Annotated in this window: 16 protein-coding genes; 4 read left to right on the top strand and 12 right to left on the bottom strand. The window is 71.3% G+C overall.

Annotated elements, in window-relative coordinates:
• Positions 1 to 47: 47 nt before the first annotated feature.
• The 4 genes from AB0J33_RS01200 to AB0J33_RS01185 form a co-directional block, all read right to left on the bottom strand.
• On the bottom strand, positions 48 to 1049 hold the full coding sequence (locus tag AB0J33_RS01200) for a hemolysin family protein (RefSeq protein ID WP_363608610.1): 1002 nt from the start codon (positions 1047 to 1049) through the stop codon (positions 48 to 50).
• Positions 1042 to 2367 (bottom strand): hemolysin family protein, encoded by a 1326-nt coding sequence (locus tag AB0J33_RS01195; protein ID WP_363608608.1) that lies wholly within the window; start codon positions 2365 to 2367, stop codon positions 1042 to 1044. Before AB0J33_RS01195 ends, AB0J33_RS01200 begins: the two co-directional genes overlap by 8 nt.
• A 104-nt stretch (positions 2368 to 2471) precedes the next feature.
• Positions 2472 to 4670, bottom strand: a complete 2199-nt coding sequence (locus AB0J33_RS01190; RefSeq protein ID WP_363610154.1) for a (Fe-S)-binding protein — start codon at positions 4668 to 4670, stop codon at positions 2472 to 2474.
• Between the two features lie 202 nt (positions 4671 to 4872).
• Positions 4873 to 5136 (bottom strand): cell division protein CrgA, encoded by a 264-nt coding sequence (locus AB0J33_RS01185; protein ID WP_363608606.1) that lies wholly within the window; start codon positions 5134 to 5136, stop codon positions 4873 to 4875.
• Between the two features lie 221 nt (positions 5137 to 5357).
• On the opposite strand from AB0J33_RS01185, the gene AB0J33_RS01180 reads away from it, so the two are divergent.
• The 4 genes from AB0J33_RS01180 to AB0J33_RS01165 are packed head-to-tail and all read left to right on the top strand — an operon-like array spanning position 5358 to position 8752.
• Complete coding sequence (locus AB0J33_RS01180) at positions 5358 to 6158, top strand: DUF881 domain-containing protein (RefSeq protein WP_363608604.1); 801 nt, start codon at positions 5358 to 5360, stop codon at positions 6156 to 6158.
• Positions 6155 to 7816: a class E sortase gene (locus AB0J33_RS01175; protein ID WP_363608602.1), complete on the top strand. Its 1662-nt coding sequence runs from the start codon at positions 6155 to 6157 to the stop codon at positions 7814 to 7816. Before AB0J33_RS01180 ends, AB0J33_RS01175 begins: the two co-directional genes overlap by 4 nt.
• Positions 7817 to 7820: 4 nt before the next feature.
• On the top strand, positions 7821 to 8099 hold the full coding sequence (locus AB0J33_RS01170; RefSeq protein ID WP_363608600.1) for a hypothetical protein: 279 nt from the start codon (positions 7821 to 7823) through the stop codon (positions 8097 to 8099).
• Positions 8100 to 8101: 2 nt separating this feature from the next.
• On the top strand, positions 8102 to 8752 hold the full coding sequence (locus AB0J33_RS01165) for an aminodeoxychorismate/anthranilate synthase component II (protein ID WP_363608598.1): 651 nt from the start codon (positions 8102 to 8104) through the stop codon (positions 8750 to 8752).
• An 89-nt stretch (positions 8753 to 8841) separates the two neighbouring features.
• Here the strand turns inward: AB0J33_RS01165 and AB0J33_RS01160 are convergent, their stop codons facing one another.
• Genes AB0J33_RS01160 through AB0J33_RS01125 form a run of 8 tightly spaced genes read right to left on the bottom strand, consistent with a single transcriptional unit; the run spans position 8842 to position 18553 of the window.
• Positions 8842 to 9537, bottom strand: a complete 696-nt coding sequence (locus tag AB0J33_RS01160) for an ElyC/SanA/YdcF family protein (RefSeq protein ID WP_363608596.1) — start codon at positions 9535 to 9537, stop codon at positions 8842 to 8844.
• Positions 9538 to 9558: 21 nt separating this feature from the next.
• Entirely contained in the window at positions 9559 to 11373 is a 1815-nt protein-coding gene (gene pknB / locus AB0J33_RS01155; protein ID WP_363608594.1) for a Stk1 family PASTA domain-containing Ser/Thr kinase, read from the bottom strand.
• Positions 11370 to 12779, bottom strand: coding sequence for a protein kinase (locus AB0J33_RS01150; RefSeq protein ID WP_363608592.1), 1410 nt, complete (start codon positions 12777 to 12779; stop codon positions 11370 to 11372). Before AB0J33_RS01150 ends, pknB begins: the two co-directional genes overlap by 4 nt.
• Before the next feature lies 1 nt (position 12780).
• Entirely contained in the window at positions 12781 to 14286 is a 1506-nt protein-coding gene (locus AB0J33_RS01145) for a penicillin-binding protein 2 (protein WP_363608590.1), read from the bottom strand.
• On the bottom strand, positions 14283 to 15776 hold the full coding sequence (locus tag AB0J33_RS01140) for an FtsW/RodA/SpoVE family cell cycle protein (protein WP_363608588.1): 1494 nt from the start codon (positions 15774 to 15776) through the stop codon (positions 14283 to 14285). The genes AB0J33_RS01145 and AB0J33_RS01140 overlap by 4 nt, the downstream gene beginning before the upstream one ends.
• A gap of 30 nt (positions 15777 to 15806) precedes the next feature.
• On the bottom strand, positions 15807 to 17276 hold the full coding sequence (locus tag AB0J33_RS01135; protein WP_363608586.1) for a PP2C family serine/threonine-protein phosphatase: 1470 nt from the start codon (positions 17274 to 17276) through the stop codon (positions 15807 to 15809).
• On the bottom strand, positions 17273 to 17758 hold the full coding sequence (locus tag AB0J33_RS01130) for an FHA domain-containing protein (RefSeq protein ID WP_088986981.1): 486 nt from the start codon (positions 17756 to 17758) through the stop codon (positions 17273 to 17275). Before AB0J33_RS01130 ends, AB0J33_RS01135 begins: the two co-directional genes overlap by 4 nt.
• Positions 17759 to 17764: 6 nt before the next feature.
• The gene (locus tag AB0J33_RS01125) at positions 17765 to 18553 is read right to left on the bottom strand and encodes a DUF3662 and FHA domain-containing protein (RefSeq protein ID WP_269681726.1); all 789 of its coding nucleotides are present in this window, start codon (positions 18551 to 18553) and stop codon (positions 17765 to 17767) included.
• Between the last annotated feature and the right edge of the window lie 164 nt (positions 18554 to 18717).

The raw sequence follows: 18717 nt of genomic DNA, 5'->3' as shown, positions 1-18717 counted from the left end.
AACCATCACTGTCGTGCAACCGCTTGCACACCAAGGGTACTGACCCGTCACCCAACGATTGCGGTCAATACATCATCGAGAGTGACCACACCGAGGGGCCGTCGGCCGTCGCTGACCAGCACCATGTGCCGCCGCTCGCGGCGCATGGCCAGCAGCAGGTCGGCCAGCGTACGTTCCGGCGGCACCACCGCCAGCGGCCGGTAGACCTCGGCCGGCACCGGGGAACGGCGAGCCGGTCCGGCGTACCCGAGCACGTCCTTGACGTGCACGAAGCCGAGCACTCGACGGGTCGACCGCTGCACCACCGGGAACCGGGATCGGCCGGTTCGGGTCGCCAGCACCTCCAGTGACGCCGGCGACACGTCCTCGGCCACCGTCACCACCGTCGACCACGGTTGCAGCGCGTCCGCCGCGGTCCGGGCGTGCAGTGCCAGCGCGCCCGTGATGCGCGCGTGCTGCTCCGCGTCGAGCAGTCCCTCGGTCCGTGCCTGGGAGACCAACCCGGCCAACTCCTCGGCGGTGAACACCGTCTTCACCGCCTCGGACGCCTCGATCCGCCAGAACGCGAGCACTCGCCGGGCCGCCCATTTCATCGCGAGCAACAGCGGTTTGGTGGCCACACAGAACGCCAGCATCGCCGGGCCGAGCCAGAGTGCGGAGACCTCCGGCCCGGCCAGCGTGATGTTCTTCGGCACCATCTCGCCGACGACCGTGTGCAGGAAGACCACCACGCCAAGGGCCAGCACGAACGCCACCGGGTGCACCGCCCGCTCCGGCAGGCCCGCCGCGTGGAACGGCGGCTCCAGCAGGTGGGCCAGCGCGGGTTCGGCGATCGCGCCCAGACCCAGCGAGCAGACCGTGATGCCGAGCTGCGCGCCAGCGATCATCAACGGGATCTGGTTCATCGCCGACAACGCCCACCGGGCCCGTTTCGAGCCGGCGGCCAGCGGCTCGATCACCGTCCGGCGGGACGCGATGAGCGCGAACTCGCTGCCCACGAAGAACCCGTTGCCGAGCAGCAGCAGCACGGTCACCAGCAGCTCAGTCATCGTCGTCCGGATCCGCCGGGCGCAACACCCGGACCTGCTCGATCCGGTGCCGCTCCACCTCGACCACGGTGAACTCCCAGCCGTCCGCCTCGACCGTCTCACCGGCGAGCGGGATGTGCCCGAGCTGGGCCATCAGAAACCCCGCCAGCGTCTCGTACGGCCCCTCGGGCAGCCGGAAGCCGGTCTGCTCGGCCAACTCGTCGGAGCGGAGCACACCGTCGACCAGCACGGTGCGCTCACCGCCCGGCACCGTCAGCTCGATCGGACCGGCGTCGTCCACGCTCGCCGGGTCGAACTCGTCGGCGATCTCACCGACCAACTCCTCGACGAGATCCTCGACCGTCACCACGCCGTCCGTGCCGCCGTACTCGTCGACCACGATGGCCAGGTCGGCCCCGGCCGCCTTGAGCGCGGCCAGGACACCGTCCAGGTTGAGGCTCTCCGGCACGTAGACCGGCTCGCGGGCCACCGAGCCGACCACTGTGGACGCGCGGTCGGCCAGCGGCACCCCCAACGCGTCGGGCACACCGGCCACGCCGGTGACCAGGTCAAGTGTCTCCTCGTACACCGGGAAGCGGGTGCGCCCGGTCCGCCGCGACTCCTCCAGCAGCTCGGCCACGGTGGCCGTGACGCGCAGCGCGACCACGTCCACCCGGGGGGTCATCGCTTCCGCGGCCCGCTTGTCACCGAAACGGATGGTGCGGCGCAGCAGCATCGCGGTGTCCGTGGGCAGCGCGCCTGCGCGCGCCGAGATGCCCGCCAACAGGCCCAGCTCCTCCGGTGAGCGGGCGCTGGCCAGCTCCTCCTGCGGCTCCACGCCGAGCGCCCGGACCAGCCGGTTCGCCGAGCCGTTCAACCCGCGGATCACCCAGCCGAAGGTCCGGGAGAAGGTGTGCATCGGGCCGGCCGTGGCCAACGCCGCCGGCATGGGCCGGGCCAGCGCGGCGTTCTTCGGCACCAGCTCACCGAAGAGCATGGAGATCAGCGTGGCCAGCGCCAGCGCGAGGAACGGAGTGATCCGTGCGGTGCCGTCCCCGACCAACGGGCGCAACAGCGGGGCGAAGAGGCGAGCCAGGGCCGGTTCGGCCAGGTAGCCGGTGAGCAGCGCGGTGATGGTGATGCCGAGCTGCGCCCCGGAGAGCTGGAAGGAGAGTTCGCGCAACGCGGCGCGTACCGTCAGAGCGGCCTGGTCGCCGGCGGCGGCCCGCCGGTCGATCTCCGCGCGGTCGACCGTGACCAGGGCGAACTCGGCCGCGACGAAGAACGCGTTGCCCGCGGTCAGAGCTGCGAAGCCGACCAGGGGCAACAGCGTGGTCAAGAGTAGGCCGTCGATGTCGCCTCACCTCGGCGAGATTCTTGCACGACGGCGGCGGCCCGCAGGGGGCCGCCGCCGTCGGTGCACAGATCCCGGGGGTACGCGCCTCAGCCGCCGATCGGCGCGGTGTCCTTGGCGCCCTGCGGCTGCTCCGGCTTGACCGACCGGAGCAGCACGCTCGCCACGTCGATCACCTCGACCTGCTCGCCTGCGCCCTTGCCGTTGACGCCGTCGTTGAGCATGGTCGAGCAGAACGGGCAGCCGACCGCGACCGTCTTCGCCCCGGTGGCCATGGCCTCCTCGACCCGGTCCACGTTGATCCGCTTGCCGATCTTCTCTTCCATCCACATCCGGGCGCCGCCGGCACCGCAGCAGAAGGAACGCTCGCTGTTGCGCGGCATCTCGGTGAGGTCGCCCGCGATGGCGTCACCGAGCACCTCGCGGGGTGCTGCGAAGATGCGGTTGTGCCGACCCAGGTAGCAGGGGTCGTGGTAGGTGACCCCGCCGTCGACCGGCTGCACCGGCGTGAGCTTGCCGCTGGCGACCAGGTGCGCCAGCAGCTGGGTGTGGTGGACCACCTCGAACTCGCCACCGAGCTGGCCGTACTCGTTGCCCAGGGTGTTGAAGCAGTGCGGGCAGGTCGCGACGATCTTGCGCTTGGCCTTGTCCCGGCCCTCGAACGCCTCGTTCAGCGTCTCCACGTTCTGCTGGGCGAGCATCTGGAAGACGAACTCGTTGCCGATCCGCCGCGCCGGGTCGCCGGAGCAGGTCTCGCCCTCGCCCAGGATCGCGAACTTCACGCCCGCCTCGTTGAGCAGCGTGGCGACCGCGCGGGTGGTCTTCTTGGCCCGGTCCTCGAACGCGCCGGCGCAACCGACCCAGAACAGGTACTCGAAGTCGTCCACCTCGCCGACCCGGGGCACCTCGAAGTCCAGGCCCTTGGTCCAGTCCTCGCGGGTGTTCTGCGGGGCGCCCCACGGGTTGCCCTTGTTCTCCAGGTTGCGCAGCATCACGCCGGCCTCGGAGGGGAAGCTGGACTCGATCAGCACCTGGTAGCGACGCATGTCGACGATGTGGTCGACGTGCTCGATGTCCACCGGGCACTGCTCGACGCAGGCGCCGCAGGTCGTGCAGGACCAGAGCACGTCCGGGTCGATGACGCCGCCCTCCTCGGCGGTGCCGATCAACGGCTTGTCGGCCTCGGCGAGGGCGAGCACGTCCAGGTGGGCGAGCTGCGCCTGGGTGGCCTTCTCCTCGCCGGTCAGGTCCTTGCCGCCGCCGGCCAGCAGGTAGGGCGCCTTCGCGTACGCGTGGTCGCGCAGGCTCAGCACGAGCAGCTTGGGCGACAGCGGCTTGCCGGTGTTCCAGGCCGGGCACTGCGACTGGCAGCGACCGCACTCGGTGCAGGTGCTGAAGTCCAGCAGGCCCTTCCAGCTGAACTGCTCGACGTGGGCGACGCCGAACTGGTCCTTCTCCGGGTCCGCCTCCTCGAAGTCGAGCGGCTTGCCCTGGCTGGTCATCGGCCGCAGCGCGCCCAGACCGGAGCCGGCCGGCTTGGCCGGCTCCCGCTTGAAGAAGATGTTGGGGAACGCCAGGAAGCGGTGCCAGGCGACGCCCATGGTGACGTTCAGCGAGATCACGATCAGCCACGTCATCGAGATGATGATTTTGATGGCCGCGGCGACGCTGACGCCGTCCGCCCAGTCGGGCAGCACCGCACCGACCGCGTGGCTGACCGGGGTCGCCCAGAACGGGAACTCGAAGTGGTCGGTGGCGACCTTGAAGCCCCGGATCACGAACCCGAAGATCAGGACCAGCAGCACGATCCACTCGACGAAGTAGCCCTGCCACATCGTCGAGCCGGTGAACCGCGACCGCCCACCCGGGCGGGTCGGCCGGTTGCGGAGCCGGATCGCCATCAGCACCAGGATGCCGACCAGGCCCAACACCCCGATGATCTCGGTGACCAGGCCGAAGATCGTCCAGTGCCCGATGATCGGCAGGCCACCGTCGGTGGTGACCACCTCGAAGTACGCCTCGAGCACCAGCAGCGACAGCACGATGAAGCCGACCATCACGAACCAGTGCGCGGCGCCCACCACGCCCCACTTGAGCATCCGGGTGTGACCGGCCGTCTCGACCAGCATGGTCCGGGCGCGGGTGACCTTGTCGGTGAACCGCTCCGGCGCGGGCTGCCCGAGCCGGATGACTGCCACCATCTTCAGGACCGCACGAACCGCAAGCCATACCGCCACGGCGGTGATGGCGGCCGCGAGGATCGTGGTGACGATCTGGACGCTGCCCATCGAGTTGGCCTCCCCGGTCTGCTGCCTGATGACCTCGCTCTGCGCGGTCATGCAGTGCAGCCTACGCGAAGGTTACCCAGCAGTAACGTGAGTCATCTCGCAGTAGGCCGCGCTGCCTGCGGACACCATAGGGGGCCCCACCCGATCCTGCTGGGCAGGGGCTCGACGGGGTGACGTGAGACCGCCGACGCGGCCGGTCGGATCAGCGCCAGCGGGAGAGCAACGCCAGCGAGGCGACCATCGCTCCGAAGCCAACGGCGAGGTTCCAGTAACCCCACGCCATGACCGGGTACTCCTGCTCGGACAGGTAGTAGAGCACCAGCCAGCCGATCCCGGCGACGATCAGCGCGACCGCGGTGATCGGCAACCACACCGGGCTAGGCTTGCGCGACGACGCCGCCGTCGTCGGACGGACGTCCGTCGGCGGGGTGTACACCTTCTTCTTACGGACCTGAGACTTGGGCACGGCGCTCTCCAGAGGGGTGACGACCTCGTCCGGCCTGACAACCGGGCGCGGGGGCGACGGTCCATGGCCAATAATGTTCGACAGCTAGCGTAGTCCCGATTGCCCGTCCGGACCACGAATGGGGTCAGTCCGGTGCACGGAGTGACCGAAAGAGGCGGGACTGTTCGCTTCACCGGCCCAGCCGGCACGGACCTACCCCCGACACGCGGAAGGAACGCTCGGTGGAGTACACATCCGGCGCAACCTCCTGGCAGAAGGCCCTCCGACGGGCCGCCGCCGGGCTGCTGCCCCGGCGACCGCGCCAACGCCGTCCGGGCTGGTCGATCGGGGTGCCCCTGATCGCCGCGGCGGCCGGGTTGCTCTTCACCACCACCGCTACCACCGCGGGCGGCACCGCGCTCCGCGAGGACCGGCGACCACAGCTCAACCAGCTCATCGAGGACCGACGCGAACAGGTGGCGGCCAGCGAACGCCGCGCCGCCACCCTGCGCGGCGAGGTCGAGCAACGCACCGACACCCTGGCCGGCTCGGACGCCCCGATCAAGGAGCAGCAGAACCGCGCCCAGGGCAGCCTCCAGGCCGCCGGGTTCACCGCCCTCACCGGGCCCGGGGTCACGGTCGAGTTGAACGACGCGCCACAGCTCGACCAGACCCAGTCGGACGCCAGCAACGACGACCTGGTGGTGCATCAGGGGGACGTGCAGGCGGTGGTCAACGCGCTCTGGGCCGGCGGAGCCGAGGCCATGTCAATCATGAACGTCCGCGTGCTCACCACCAGCGCGGTACGCTGCGTCGGTAACACCCTGCTCCTTCACGGCCGGGTGTACTCCCCACCGTTCAAGATCGTAGCAATCGGCGACCCCGCTGCCCTCCAGCAGGCCCTCGCCGGCTCTGAGGGAGTCCGGTTGTTCAAGGACGCGGTCGACGACTACCAGCTCGGCTACAAGGAGACGGCCTCCACGGTGCGAGTTCCCGCATTCGAGGATTCCACCGCCCTGCGCTCGGCTACGGTGCCCAAATGAGCGGGCCGGACGATCGTCGCGACGGACGACACCGAGACCAGGCCGACGAGCCGACAGCTTTTCTGCCCAAGTTCGACCGACCCGAGGCGGCACCCGACCACCCGGCCCCGGCCGGCAACTGGCCCGCACCCGTGCTGCCCACCCGGTCCGAGCCGCCCCACACCCCGGGCCGCCCGGGTGTCGAAGCCCCGCCGCCCTGGCCGGGGGCCGCAGTTGCCGGGCCGGGCCCGCACGCAGCCGCCGGCGTTCCCCCCGCGCCCACCCCCGGCCGCCCGACCACGACCAACCAGGGTCCGGTTCGGCCCGCTGCTCCCGGCAACGCCCCGACCCGACCCCAGGCGCCCGGCGCACCGTCCAGCCGACCGGCCGCAGCCGGTGCCGCGCCGACCCGGCCGCCGGCCGCCGGTGGTCCGCCGGGTACCGGAACCCCGCCGGGTGCGTCCCCGACCCGACCAGCTCCGCCCGCCGGGACGCCCATGCCGACCCGGCCGACGGCCTCCGGCACTCCGAGCCGGCCCGCACCGTCCGGCCCCTCGGCCCCGCCGGTGGCCGACTCGCCGACCGCGTACATTCCGCAGGTCGCCGCCCGGCCCGCGCGTCCCACCGGATCCCCGGCCACCCCGATCTCGCCGGCCGCCCCCAACCGCGGCGCGTCGGCCGGGTCGGAGGGCTTCGGATCGACCGGGCCGAACCGGGTCCCGCCGAGCGGCCCGAGCCGGCCACAACCGGTCGCCGGTGCCGATCCGGCCGCCACCGCGCTGATTCCGGCCGTGCCCGCAACACCCGCCACCAGGCCGCCAACCATGGACTCGACCGCCCTGATGGGTGCCGTACCCCGCACCGCGGTCCCCGACGAGCCGACCGGCGACAGCCCCGCCGACCCTCCGCAGCCCCGACGCGGGGAGCGGGTGGTCCAACTCCGGCCGCACCAGACCGGCGAGGGTTACAAGAGCGTCTACTCCGAGCTCACCCGCCCGTCGCTCGGCTCGCGACTGCGCACCGGCATCCGCGTCACCGGTGAAATCCTGATCACCTTCGGCCTGGTGGTGCTGCTCTTCGCCGGCTACGAGGTCTGGGGCAAGTCGGCAATCGTCGACGCCCACCAGAACGACCTCAACAACCAGTTGGCTCAGGCGTGGGGCCCGACCGACGACCCGACGGTCGCCCCGTCGGCGGCGCCGAGCACCAAACCGTCCCCACCGGTACGCGGCAAGCCGCTCGCCGGTCTCTACATCCCCAAGCTCGACAAGAACTGGGTGGTGGTCGAGGGCGTCACCCAGGAGGACATCCGCTACGCCCCGGGTCACTATCCGACCAGCGCCCTCCCCGGCCAGGTGGGCAACTTCTCCGTCGCCGGCCACCGCAACCGGGCCACCTTCTGGCGTCTGGACGAGCTCGACGAAGGCGACCCGATCGTGGTCGAGAGCAAGACCGACTGGTACGTCTACCGGGTGTCGCAGTCGCGGATCGTCCGGCCGACCCAGGTCGAGGTGGTGGCACCGGTGCCCGGCGAGCCGGACAAGAAGCCGACCAAGCGGATGCTCACCCTCACCACCTGCAACCCGAAGTTCGACAACTATCAGCGCCTGATCATCCACGCCGAGCTGGACCGCACCCAACCCAAGTCGGCGGGCCGCCCGGCGGAGCTGGGAGGCTGACCCGATGTACGCGTTCATCTGGCGCAAGCTGCCGTTCGGCCTGGTCGGAAAGCTGACCGGCTCGGTGTTGCTGGTGGCCGCCACGGTGGCCCTGCTGTGGTATGTCGCCTTTCCCTGGGCCGAGCCCCTGCTGCCCTTCGACGACGTACAGGTCGAGTCGGGCGTACCCGGTGAGACCGGCGGCGGCGACCCGGTGACCGTGGAGACGCCGGCCGGCGACGAGCACGAACTGCCGTACGACACCGACCAGAACAATCCCGCGCCTCCCTCCCCGAGCAGGTGACCATGCGCGTCCTGGTGATCGACAACTACGACTCCTTCGTCTTCAACCTGGTGCAATATCTGGGCCAGCTCGGCGTGGAGTGCGAGGTTCGTCGCAACGACGAGATCGACGTCGCCGAGGTGGGCGCCGTCGGCGCGGACGGCGTCCTGCTGTCGCCGGGGCCGGGCAGCCCCGACCGGGCCGGCATCTGCCTGGACGTCATCCGGGAGTACGCGGGCAAGCTGCCGATCTTCGGCGTCTGCCTCGGCCACCAGGCGATCGGCGAGGCGTTCGGGGCGACCGTGACGCGCGCCCCGGAGTTGCTGCACGGAAAGACCTCCGAGGTGCGGCACCACTCGGTCGGCGTCCTCGCCGGCCTGCCCGATCCGTTCACCGCCACCCGGTACCACTCGCTTGCCGTGCTGCCCGAGACACTCCCGGACGAGCTGGAGGTCACCGGCTGGACCGGCTCCGGCGTGGTGATGGCGATGCGGCACCGGACGCTGCCCATCGAGGGCGTCCAGTTCCACCCGGAGTCGGTGCTCACCGAGGGCGGCCACCTCATGTTGGCCAACTGGCTGGCCAGCTGCGGTCACCCCGAGGCGCTGGAACGCGCTCCCGCGCTGGCCGCCGAGGTCGATGCCCGTCGTCTCGCGGCCTTCGCCACCACCTGAGCGTCGGACGGACCGGGTCCGGGTTCGAGAGCCCGTGCGGTGGGCATCGGACGGTCAGAGCCCATGTTCGGGAGCCGGTACCGGCCGGGTCAGCCCCGCAACGCCCGCTGGATCGCGGGATCCGTGGGTGAGCGCACCGCCGGTGGCCGGTTCCGGACCGCGTCCCAGGCCGCCTTGCCGCTGGCGAAGTAGTCCCGCACCGACTTCTCGGCGAGCAGGGCAGCGCCACAGCCGTCGCACCGGGCGGTCACCCCGTCGACGTCGAGGCCGAGATGCCGGCACAGCGTCACCGCCCGGGACAGGTGGTAGGACTGGGTGACGATCAGGGCCCGCTCGACGCCGTACACGTCGCGCGCTCGGGCGCAACTGTCGTAGGTGTCCAGGCCGAACGGGTCGGCCACCACCCGACGCGGGTCGACGCCGCGCTCGGCGAGATACGTCGTCATCACCGCCGGCTCGTCGCCCGACGCGCCGCCGCCGTCGCCGGACACGAGGACGACCTGCGCCCGCCCGCTGGTCACCAACTCGGCGGCGGTGTCCAGGCGGCCGGCGAGACGGTCCCCCGGCCGCTGCCGATCGGCGGCCACCTCGGTACCGAGGACGATCACCACGTCGGCCGCCGGCGCGTCGGAGGCGGCGTAGACGTGGCCGCGTGCGGCGAGCGTCGTCCACAGCCACGGGGTGCTGGCGAGCACCAGCACGACCAGGCCCGCGATGGCCAGGCGGCGAAGGCGTCGAGGCCATCGCCGCACCGGCGCCACCGGGTACGCCTCCGCGTCAGTCACGCCGACGCCCGCAGATGCGGCCTAGTCCTGGGGCCGGCCCGGCGGGGGCGGGAACGGCAGACCGACGCCGCCACCGTTGCCGGGAGTGGTCGGCGTGCCCGTCGGGGTGCCCGTCGGCGTCACGGTGGGCGTCGGGTCGGTCTCCGGCTCGGGCTGACTCACCTTGATGGTCACCCTCGTGCCGGTGGGCTTCTTCTCCTTGCCGTTCGGGCTCTGGTCGGTGACCTTCCCCGCCTCGGCGGCCGGCACCTCCGGCCCCTCGTCCGGGACGACCGTGAAGCCGGCGTTCCGGAGGACCCGGGTGGCCTCCTCCTGGCTCAACCCCACCACGTCCGGCACCTCCCGGACCTTGCCGTTGGAGACGGTGAGCTTCACCTGCGTACCTTCCGGAACGCTCTCACCCTCCGGCGGCTCGACCTTGAGAACCTCGTCCTGGCTCGCCTCGTCGTCCACCGTCTTGATCTCGTACTTGAGGTTCGCCTCGGTGAGCCGGGCGATGGCGCTCTCCCGCTTGCTGCCCTTCAGCCCGGCGGGAACACGCACCTCGGGCTTACCGCCACAGAGCTGGATGGTGACGGTGCGGTTCTGCTCCAACTGGGTGGTCGGCACCGGACTCTGCTTGGCGACCGTGCCCTCGGTGCAGTCACTGGCCAGCACCGGGTCACCCACCTGCGCCGACAGGCCGGCTTTCTGGATCTCCGCGATCGCCGCGTCGCGGGTCTTGCCGGTGAGGGTGGGCACCGACTTCAGGTCCTTGCCCTGCTGGCTCCAGAGCAGGGCCGCGACCAGGGCGATCACCGCCAGCACACCCACCGCGCTGAACGTCGCGATCAGCCAGGAGGACGCCTTGCGTTGCCGCGGGTCGCCGACCCGAGCGGGGATCTGCCCGGTCTGCGGCCCACGGCCGGGAGCCGGATAGCCGCCCCCACCGCCGGCCGGGGCCATCGCCACCGTCTCCGCCTCGCGCAGCACCGGGGTGGCCAGCACGGGCCGGCCGGCGGCGGCGCGGAGCAGGTCGGCCCGCATCTCACCGGCACTCTGGTAACGGTTGAGCGGGTTCTTCGACAGCGCCTTGAGCACGATCGCGTCGACCGCCGGGGTGACGTCCGGGTTGATGTCACTCGGCGTCGGCGGCGTCTCCCGCACATGCTGGTACGCGACGCTGACCGGGCTGTCCCCGACGAACGGCGGATGCCCGCAGACCAGCTCGAAGAGCACACAGCCGGCCGCGTACACGTCGGAACGCGCGTCTACGGCCTCGCCACGCGCCTGCTCCGGGGACAGATACTGTGCGGTGCCGATCACCGCGCTGGTCTGCGTCATGGTGGTCGCGCCACTGGCCAACGCGCGGGCGATGCCGAAGTCCATCACCTTGACCTGGCCGGTCTGGGTGAGCATCACGTTGCCGGGCTTGATGTCCCGGTGGATGATGCCGTGCCGGTGACTGAACTCCAGCGCGGCGCACATGTCGGCGCAGATCTCCAGCGCCCGGCGGGGCTGTAGTCGCCCCTCGGCGCCGAGGACCTCCTTCAAGGTCCGCCCGTTGACGAACTCCATCACGATGAACGGCAGCGTCTCGCCGGTCGGCGCGGTCTCCTCGCCGGTGTCGTAGACCGCCACGATCGCCGGGTGGTTGAGCGAGGCGGCGTTCTGCGCCTCCCGACGGAACCGCATCTGGAACGTCGCGTCCCGGGCGAGGTCGGTGCGGAGCATCTTGATCGCGACATCCCGACCGAGTCGGAGATCGCGACCACGATGCACCTCGGCCATGCCGCCATAGCCGAGCAGCTCGCCGACCTGGTACCTGCCACCGAGCAGGCGGGCCTGCGCTGTCATCGCGTCTGTCGTCCTTCGCTCGTCGTCGTCCCGCCGTTGCCCGGCTGGAGTCGTATCTCCCGACGGTACGACGTCCGGGTCGGATCGTCGCGTCCGTCGAGTCGTAGCGCGCCGGACGCCACGGTGCGCGGCGCCAGCCCGGCGGATCCACCGGCCTGCGACTGCTTCCGTAGGTTGTAGGAAATCACGCCGGAGCAGAGCAGAACCAGCACGGCCAGCAGGATGGCGAGAAGCACCATCCCGGGCCGGGACCGCTGGGGCTCGGGTGACGGCACCGCCGGGCCGGCCTGCCGGGCGTACGCCGGCGGGTGGTCCTGTCGGGGCGGCCCGGACGGCACCGCCGCGGCCCCGCGCGGGTAGCCGTTCGGTGCGCCCTGCGGCCGGGCGGGCTGGACGGCCGGCGCGACGGCGGTGGGGCGTGGTTGTTGGGCCGGGGCGATCGCGGTCGGCCTCGACCCGGCCAGCGGCGGGCGGGCGGCCGGCGGACGCATCTGGTGTGCCTGCGGCACCTGGGCCCGGCCGGGCGCGGCGGGTGAGGCGGGCGCCGCGGAGATCGGCCCGGAGTTGCCACCGGACCTGGCCTGCTGGGAGAGCGCGGCCTTGAGTTGACGGGCGGCACCGGCGAGTGCGGCGGCGCTCGGCCAGCGGGCGGCCGGGTCCTTGGCCAACGCCCGCTCCACCAGGGCGCGCACCTGCGGCGGGATGTCGGCGGGCAACGGCCGGGGCGTCTCCCGGACATGCCGCATCGCGATGTCCAGGGGGTTGTCGCCCTCGAACGGCCGCCGACCGGCCAGGCACTGGTAGGCGACGACGCCGAGCGCGTACACGTCGGACGCCGGGGTGGCCACGCCACCGGTGGCCTGCTCCGGCGAGATGTACGAGGCGGTGCCGAGCACCGAACCGGCGGCGGTGAGCTGGCCGACCAGGTCGGAGCGGGCGATGCCGAAGTCGGTCAGCACCAGCGTGCCGTTCGGCCGGACCAGCAGGTTGCCCGGCTTCACGTCGCGGTGCACGATGCCCTTCTCGTGCGCGGCGTGCAGCGCGTCGGCGGCCTGCGCGACGAGAGCCATCGTCCGGGCCGGAGTGAGCCGGCCGACCCGGCTCAGCGTGGACGACAGGGCGTCACCCTCGACGTACTCCATCACCAGGAAGGCGATCTGCTGGTCGTTGCCGAAGTCGTAGACGTCCACCACACCGGGATGGTTGATGGTGGCCATGGTGCGCGCCTCGCCGCGGAACCGCTCGCCGAAGTCCGGGTCGTCGAGCAGGGCGGGAAGCAGGCTCTTCACCGCGACCGTCCGGCCGAGCACCTGGTCGGTGCCGCGCCAGACGTCGCCCATGCCGCCGCTGGCGATCCGCTCGTCGAGACGGTAGCGGTTGCCGAGCTGCACACCGGGGCTGAGCATGTCAGCGACCCCCTGGGTCGGCGATGGCGGCCCGCATGATCTGGCCGGCGATCCGAGCGGCCTCGCCGCTGCCGCCGGGCCCGGCCTGCTCCAGCATCACGCAGACCGCGGAGACCGGGTTGCCGTTCTTGTCCAGGGCGAAGCCGATGAACCAGCCGTGGTCGGGCCGGTCCGGGGCGGACTGTGCGGTGCCGGTCTTGCCGCCGACCGTGTAGCCGTTGATCGCGGCCTTCCGCCCGGTGCCGTTCTGGACCACGCTGACCATCATCTCGCGCAGGTCGGTGGCGACCTGCGGCTCGACGGGCTGGCGCAGCTCCCGGGCCTTCGCGCTGTAGTAGCTGGTGGTGCGGTCCGGAGCGAGCAACTGCCGCACCAGGTACGGCCGCATCTGACTGCCGTTGTTGGCGATCGCGCCGGCGATCATGGCGCCTTCGAGCGGCGTCATCCGGACGTTGTTCTGGCCGATCGACGACTGGGCCAGCGCGGCCGGGTCGGTGCTGCCGTCCGGGTTCTGCATGGTGCCGGTCCGACTGGCCGCCGTGGGCAGACCGTCCTCGCCGAGTTGGCCGACGGTCAGGTCGTCCTGCTCGAAGCCGAACTGGCGGGCCTTCTCCTTGATGGCGTCGGCACCGAGCCGTACGCCGAGCTGGGCGAAGCCGGTGTTGCACGACTCGGTGACCGCCTCCAGCAGGGTGACCTGCCGCTCCGGGCAGATCGACGGTTCGGCGTTGCGGATCGGGGTGCCGGAGGTGGGCGGGGTGTAGCTGGCACTGGCCGGGATCTGGGTGGTCTTGGTGACGCCGTTCTCCAGCGCCGCCGCGGCCACCACGATCTTGAAGGTGGAGCCCGGCGGCAACGTCTCGGAGAGCGCGCGGTTCTTCAGCGGACCCTCCGGGTCCTGCTCCAGCTTGTTGTACGCCGCCGCGGCCTCGCTGCCGGTGTGGCTGGCCAGCGGGTTCGGGTCGAAGCTCGGCATGGAGACCAGCGCCTGGACCGCGCCGGTACGCGGGTCGATGGCGATCGCCGCGCCCCGCTTGGCACCCACCTGGTTGTTGCGCAGCTGGTCGTACGCCACGTCCTGGGCCCGCTTGGAGAGCGTGAGCAGCACGTTGCCGCCGCCGGTGTCGTCGCCGGTGAACATGTCCTTCAACCGGTCGCCGATCAGCTGGTCGCTGGTGCCGGCCAGGAAGTCGTTCTCCACCCGCTCGATGCCCTGGTCGGCCAGGTTGACCGGCTTGTAGCCGAGCACGTGGGCGTACTTGGCACCACCCGGATAGGTGCGCAGGAACTTCAGGTTGCCGGTGGTCTCCTTGCTGGTGGCCAGGGCCGTGCCGCCAGCCTCGATGTTGCCGCGCTTACGGTCGTACTCGGCGACCTGGACCCGACCGTTGTAGTCGCTGGTGCGGTATTCGTCCGCCTTGTAGGCCTGGATCCAGTTGAGGTTCGCGAAGAGCAGACCGAACAGGACCATGACGACGACGCCGACGCGGCGCAGGGGTGCGTTCACGGCTTGATCACCTCCGTGGGAGCACCGTGCAGCTGCTCGGGCGGGCCACCGCTGGGACGGGCCGCCCTGCCGCCGCCTCCCCCGGTCACCGGTCGGCGGGCGCCGTCGGAGACCCGCAGCAGCACCGCGATGAGCAACCAGTTGGCCATCAGCGACGAGCCACCGGCGGACAGGAACGGGGTGGTCTGACCGGTCAGCGGGATCAGCTTGCTGATCCCGCCGACGATCACGAAGACCTGGAGGCCGAGGGTGAACGCCAGACCGCCGGCGAGCAGCTTGCCGAACGAGTCCCGGACCGCGAGCGCGGCACGCAGCCCGCGCTCCACGATCAGCAGGTAGACGACCAGCAGCGCGGAGAGGCCGAAGAGACCGATCTCCTCACCGATGCCGGCGAAGATGAAGTCGTTCTGCACCTCGGGCAGGATCTCCGGCTGACCGCCGCCCGGCCCGGCACCGAAGAGCCCGCCCGTGCCCAGGGCCAGCAGGCCCTGCACGAGTTGGTAGCCCTTGTTGGTCGGGTCGGCGAACGGGTCGAGCCAGATCTCCGCCCGCAGGTAGAAGTTGGCGAACGGTCCACCGACCGTCGAGCCGAGGAAGTACGCGAGGTACGCACCGCCGAAGAACAGGACCAGGCCGATCAGCAGCCAGCTGACCCGTTCGGTGGCGATGTAGAGCGTCACCACGAACATGCCGAAGTAGAGCAGCGAGGTGCCCAGGTCCTTCTCGAAGACCAGCACCAGGACGCTGATCAGCCAGACCCCGACCACCGGGCCGAGGTCGCGGCCACGCGGGAAGTCGATACCGAGGAAGCGCCGACTGGCCAGCGACAGCACCTCACGCTTACGCACCAGGTAGTAGGCGAAGAAGACCAGCAGCGCCAGCTTGGCGAACTCACCCGGCTGGATGGAGAAGCTGCCCACCCGGACCCACAGCTTCGCGCCGTTGATCTCGGAGATGCTCGACGGCAGGACCGCCGGGATCATCACCAGCACGATGCCGGCCAACCCCAGGGTGTACGCGTACCGCGAGATCGACCGGTGGTCGCGCATGATGGCGAGCAGGCCGGCGGCGAGGATCACCGCGCCGAGCGTCCAGGCCAGCTGACGCCCGCCCTGCCCCGCGAAGACGGCCAGGCTCTCCCGCTCGGCCACCGGGGCGTCGCCCAGGTCGATCCGGCGGAGGAAGCCCACCCCGAGCCCGTTGAGCAGGGCCACCGCCGGCAGCAGCGCCGGGTCGGCGAACGGGGCGAGGAAGCGGATGACCAGGTGCAGGCCGAGGAAGACCGCGCCGAGCGCGGCGGCCGGCATCCAGAAGTCCGGGGTGACCGTGTCCAGCAGGTTCGCCTCGACGGTCGCCCCGTACGCGGCCACCAGCACCATCGCCAGCAGCAACAGGGACAGCTCGGCGTTGCGGCGCGACCGCGCCAGGCGTACGCCGGATTGCTCGCCCGCGGTGGCGGGCGAGGGTGCCGGTGTGGCCGCTACGGTCACGGGTGGAGTCCTCAGGATCTCAGCCGACGCTCACTCAGGAGACCGGCAACCGGCCGGGTCGAGCGCCGGCGTGGCCGAGTCGGAGGGCGTGACGTCGGGTGTGGTGGTCGCGCCGGCCCCACCGAGAGCGGTGGTGGCACCGACGGTCGGGCTCGCGCTGACGACCCCGTTGGGGGTCGGCGACACGTTGGCGTTCGGGCTGCCGTTCGGCGTCGGCGTCGACCCGATCGGCGGCGGCGTGGGCGTGGGCCCCGCCGCCGTGGTCGGGTCGAGCGGGCAGAGCGGCTTCAGGTTGGGGTTGCTCGGCGTGTCGCTGGTCAGCTCGGCGAGCTGACGCTCGGCGTCCGGCTCACTCTTGGCCCGGATGCCGACCTTGACGGTGTCCTGCGCGGCGACGGTCAGGTCGTCCAGGCGGGTGCCGCTGCGGCGGTGCACGCTGGACAGGTCCATCCCGGCGATCTGACCCTGGACACCACGGAAGACGGCGACCTGCCCCTCTTCGGTGGCGCCCACGTAGTACTGCCGCTGGGTGTACGTCCAACCACCGAAGGCGCCGCCACCGACGATCACCAGCAGGGCCAGCGCCATGGCGGCGGTCCGTACCGGGCGTCGCTTGGGTCGGTCGGCGTCGTCATCGGCGGCGGCCGGCTCCTCGGGCGCGGCCGGGCGTGGCGCGGAGAGCGCCGAGGCACGGGCGGCCGGAGTCGAGTCGTCGGCGGAGGTCGCCATGCCCCGGTCCCGGGCGGCGGCGCCGCCCACGATCGGGGTCGCCTCGACGATGTCCTGATCCGTGGCGTCCGCGATGATCACCGTGATGTTGTCCGGCCCACCGCCGCGCAGCGCGAGCTGCACCAGCCGCTCGACGCACTGCTGCGGGTCGGTGTACTCCCGCAGGGTCTCGCCGATGGTTTCGGCGCTGACCACACCCGAGAGGCCGTCGCTACAGATCAGGTACCGGTCGCCGGGCATGACCTGGCGTACCGAGTACTCCGGATCGATGTCCCGGCCGTCGAGGGCACGGGTGAGCAGCGACCGCTGCGGGTGGCTACTCGCCTCCTCGGCACTGATGCGGCCCTCGTCGACGAGCATCTGGACGTACGTGTCGTCCTTGGTGATCTGCGCGAACTCGCCATTGCGCAGCAGATAGGCCCGCGAGTCGCCAATGTGGACCATGCCCAGCTTGCTGCCGGTGAAGAGGGTCGCCGTCAGCGTGGTGCCCATCCCCTCCAGCTGCGGGTTGGCGTCCACCGTGTCGCGGAGTTGTTGGTTGGCGGTGCCCACGGCCGAACGCAACGCATCGACGAGAGCGTCCCCCGGGACGTCCTCGTCGAGCGGCGCCATGGCACCGATGACGATGTTGCTGGCGACGTCACCGGCGGCCATACCGCCCATGCCGTCGGCAACGGCGAGTAACCGCGGCCCGGCGTAGACGGAGTCTTGATTGCCGTCTCGGATCAGACCGCGGTCGCTGTGGGCCGCATAGCGCAGGGTCAGAGTCATGGCCGTAATTCGAGGGAAGTGCGGCCGATCCGGATCGGCACGCCGAGGGGGACGGGGGTTGGTCCGGTGACCTTAGCGCGATCGAGGTACGTGCCGTTAGTCGAGCCGAGGTCCTCGACGTACCACTGCCCGTCACGCGGCACGAGCCGGGCGTGTCGCGCAGAGGCGTAGTCGTCGGTGATGACCAGGGTGGAGTCCTCAGCCCGACCGATCGTGATCTGCGCTTCACCGAGGGTGATCCTGGTGCCGGCCAGCTGACCGGCGGTCACCACCAGCTGGTGCGCCGCCCTGCCCCGCTTCACCTTCGCCGGTTTGGCCGCCTGCCCCGTCGAGGCGCCCACCGCGCGTGGCGCGGCCACCAGGCGACCGGACCGGGCGCCCGCGAAGAGGTCCCGGCGGATCACGCCGACCACCGTGAACACGAAGATCCACAGCAGGATCAGGAACCCGAACCGGGCAACGGTGATGACCAGTTCCGGCAAGGCGGGTCAGCCGTCCACGCGGAAGGTCAGCGTCGTCGTGCCGAGCTGGACCATGTCACCGGGGTTGAGCGCGACGGCGGAGACCCGCTGCCCGTTCACCATGGTGCCGTTGGTCGAGCCCAGGTCCGTCAGCACGACCTGGCCCCCGTCGAAATCCAGCCGGGCGTGTCGCCGGGAGATGCCGACGTCGGGCAGGCGCAGGTTGGCCTGGTCGCCGCGACCGATCACCGTCGACCCCATCTGGAGGGGGTAGGTACGACCGTCGCCGGAGACCAGCCGCACGTTGCGACCGCCGCCGTGCCCGGGTGGCGGGCCGTAGCCGCCGCCCTGGTCGTACGTGGGGTAGGCGGGCGGGCCGGCGTCGTAGCCGGGCGCCGACACCGGGGCGACCTCGCCGCCGGTGTAGACCTCGGCCGTGACACGGAACATGCCCGTGTCCAGGCCCTCGCCTCGCTCGATCTCGACGATCACGTCGCCGTAGACCGTCCACGCCTGCTCGCCGATGAACTCCGCCTGCGACTGGGCCAACTCCTGGGCCAGCGCGGCGGCGTACGGCGCCAGCCGACTGTGGTCGAACGGCGAGAGATCGATCACGTAGCGGTTGGGCACCAACGTGCGCCCACCGGCCAGGATCGCCTTGTGCGCCTCGGCCTCCCGCTGCATGGCGTTGAGGATCTCCACGGGGTGGACCACCCCTTTGAAGACCTTGGCAAAGGCCCCTTCGACCAGGCCTTCCAGACGCTTCTCGAAGCGTTGCAGCACGCTCACCGGCTCCTCCTCGGGTCCCGAGGACATGATGGTATCCGGCCGGCGCGCGCGCAGCTCACACGCCGCTCGGCCGCCTGCTCTCGACCCGTTCGGAAGGGCCGGGACTGTCGTGCTAATCTTTCGTCCGCCACGAACGGTAATCGCTCGTGGCGAGCGTCGGGGACAGCGTAGTATTCCCGGGGCCCGTTGGA

It is taken from the genome of Micromonospora sp. NPDC049645 (genome assembly GCF_040675155.1).
In the GTDB taxonomy this organism is placed as follows: domain Bacteria; phylum Actinomycetota; class Actinomycetes; order Mycobacteriales; family Micromonosporaceae; genus Micromonospora.
This window is presented reverse-complemented; position numbering and strand designations above follow the sequence as displayed.

What these genes read in the sequence shown, in the direction of transcription:
- AB0J33_RS01170 (WP_363608600.1), top strand. Translation starts at nt 7,821, where the DNA reads ATGTACGCGTTCATCTGGCGCAAGCTGCCGTTCGGCCTGGTCGGAAAG.
- AB0J33_RS01135 (WP_363608586.1), bottom strand. Translation starts at nt 17,276, where the DNA reads ATGACTCTGACCCTGCGCTATGCGGCCCACAGCGACCGCGGTCTGATC.
- pknB (WP_363608594.1), bottom strand. Translation starts at nt 11,373, where the DNA reads ATGACAGCGCAGGCCCGCCTGCTCGGTGGCAGGTACCAGGTCGGCGAG.
- AB0J33_RS01200 (WP_363608610.1), bottom strand. Translation starts at nt 1,049, where the DNA reads ATGACTGAGCTGCTGGTGACCGTGCTGCTGCTGCTCGGCAACGGGTTC.
- AB0J33_RS01125 (WP_269681726.1), bottom strand. Translation starts at nt 18,553, where the DNA reads ATGTCCTCGGGACCCGAGGAGGAGCCGGTGAGCGTGCTGCAACGCTTC.
- AB0J33_RS01150 (WP_363608592.1), bottom strand. Translation starts at nt 12,779, where the DNA reads ATGCTCAGCCCCGGTGTGCAGCTCGGCAACCGCTACCGTCTCGACGAG.
- AB0J33_RS01175 (WP_363608602.1), top strand. Translation starts at nt 6,155, where the DNA reads ATGAGCGGGCCGGACGATCGTCGCGACGGACGACACCGAGACCAGGCC.
- AB0J33_RS01190 (WP_363610154.1), bottom strand. Translation starts at nt 4,670, where the DNA reads ATGGGCAGCGTCCAGATCGTCACCACGATCCTCGCGGCCGCCATCACC.
- AB0J33_RS01165 (WP_363608598.1), top strand. Translation starts at nt 8,102, where the DNA reads ATGCGCGTCCTGGTGATCGACAACTACGACTCCTTCGTCTTCAACCTG.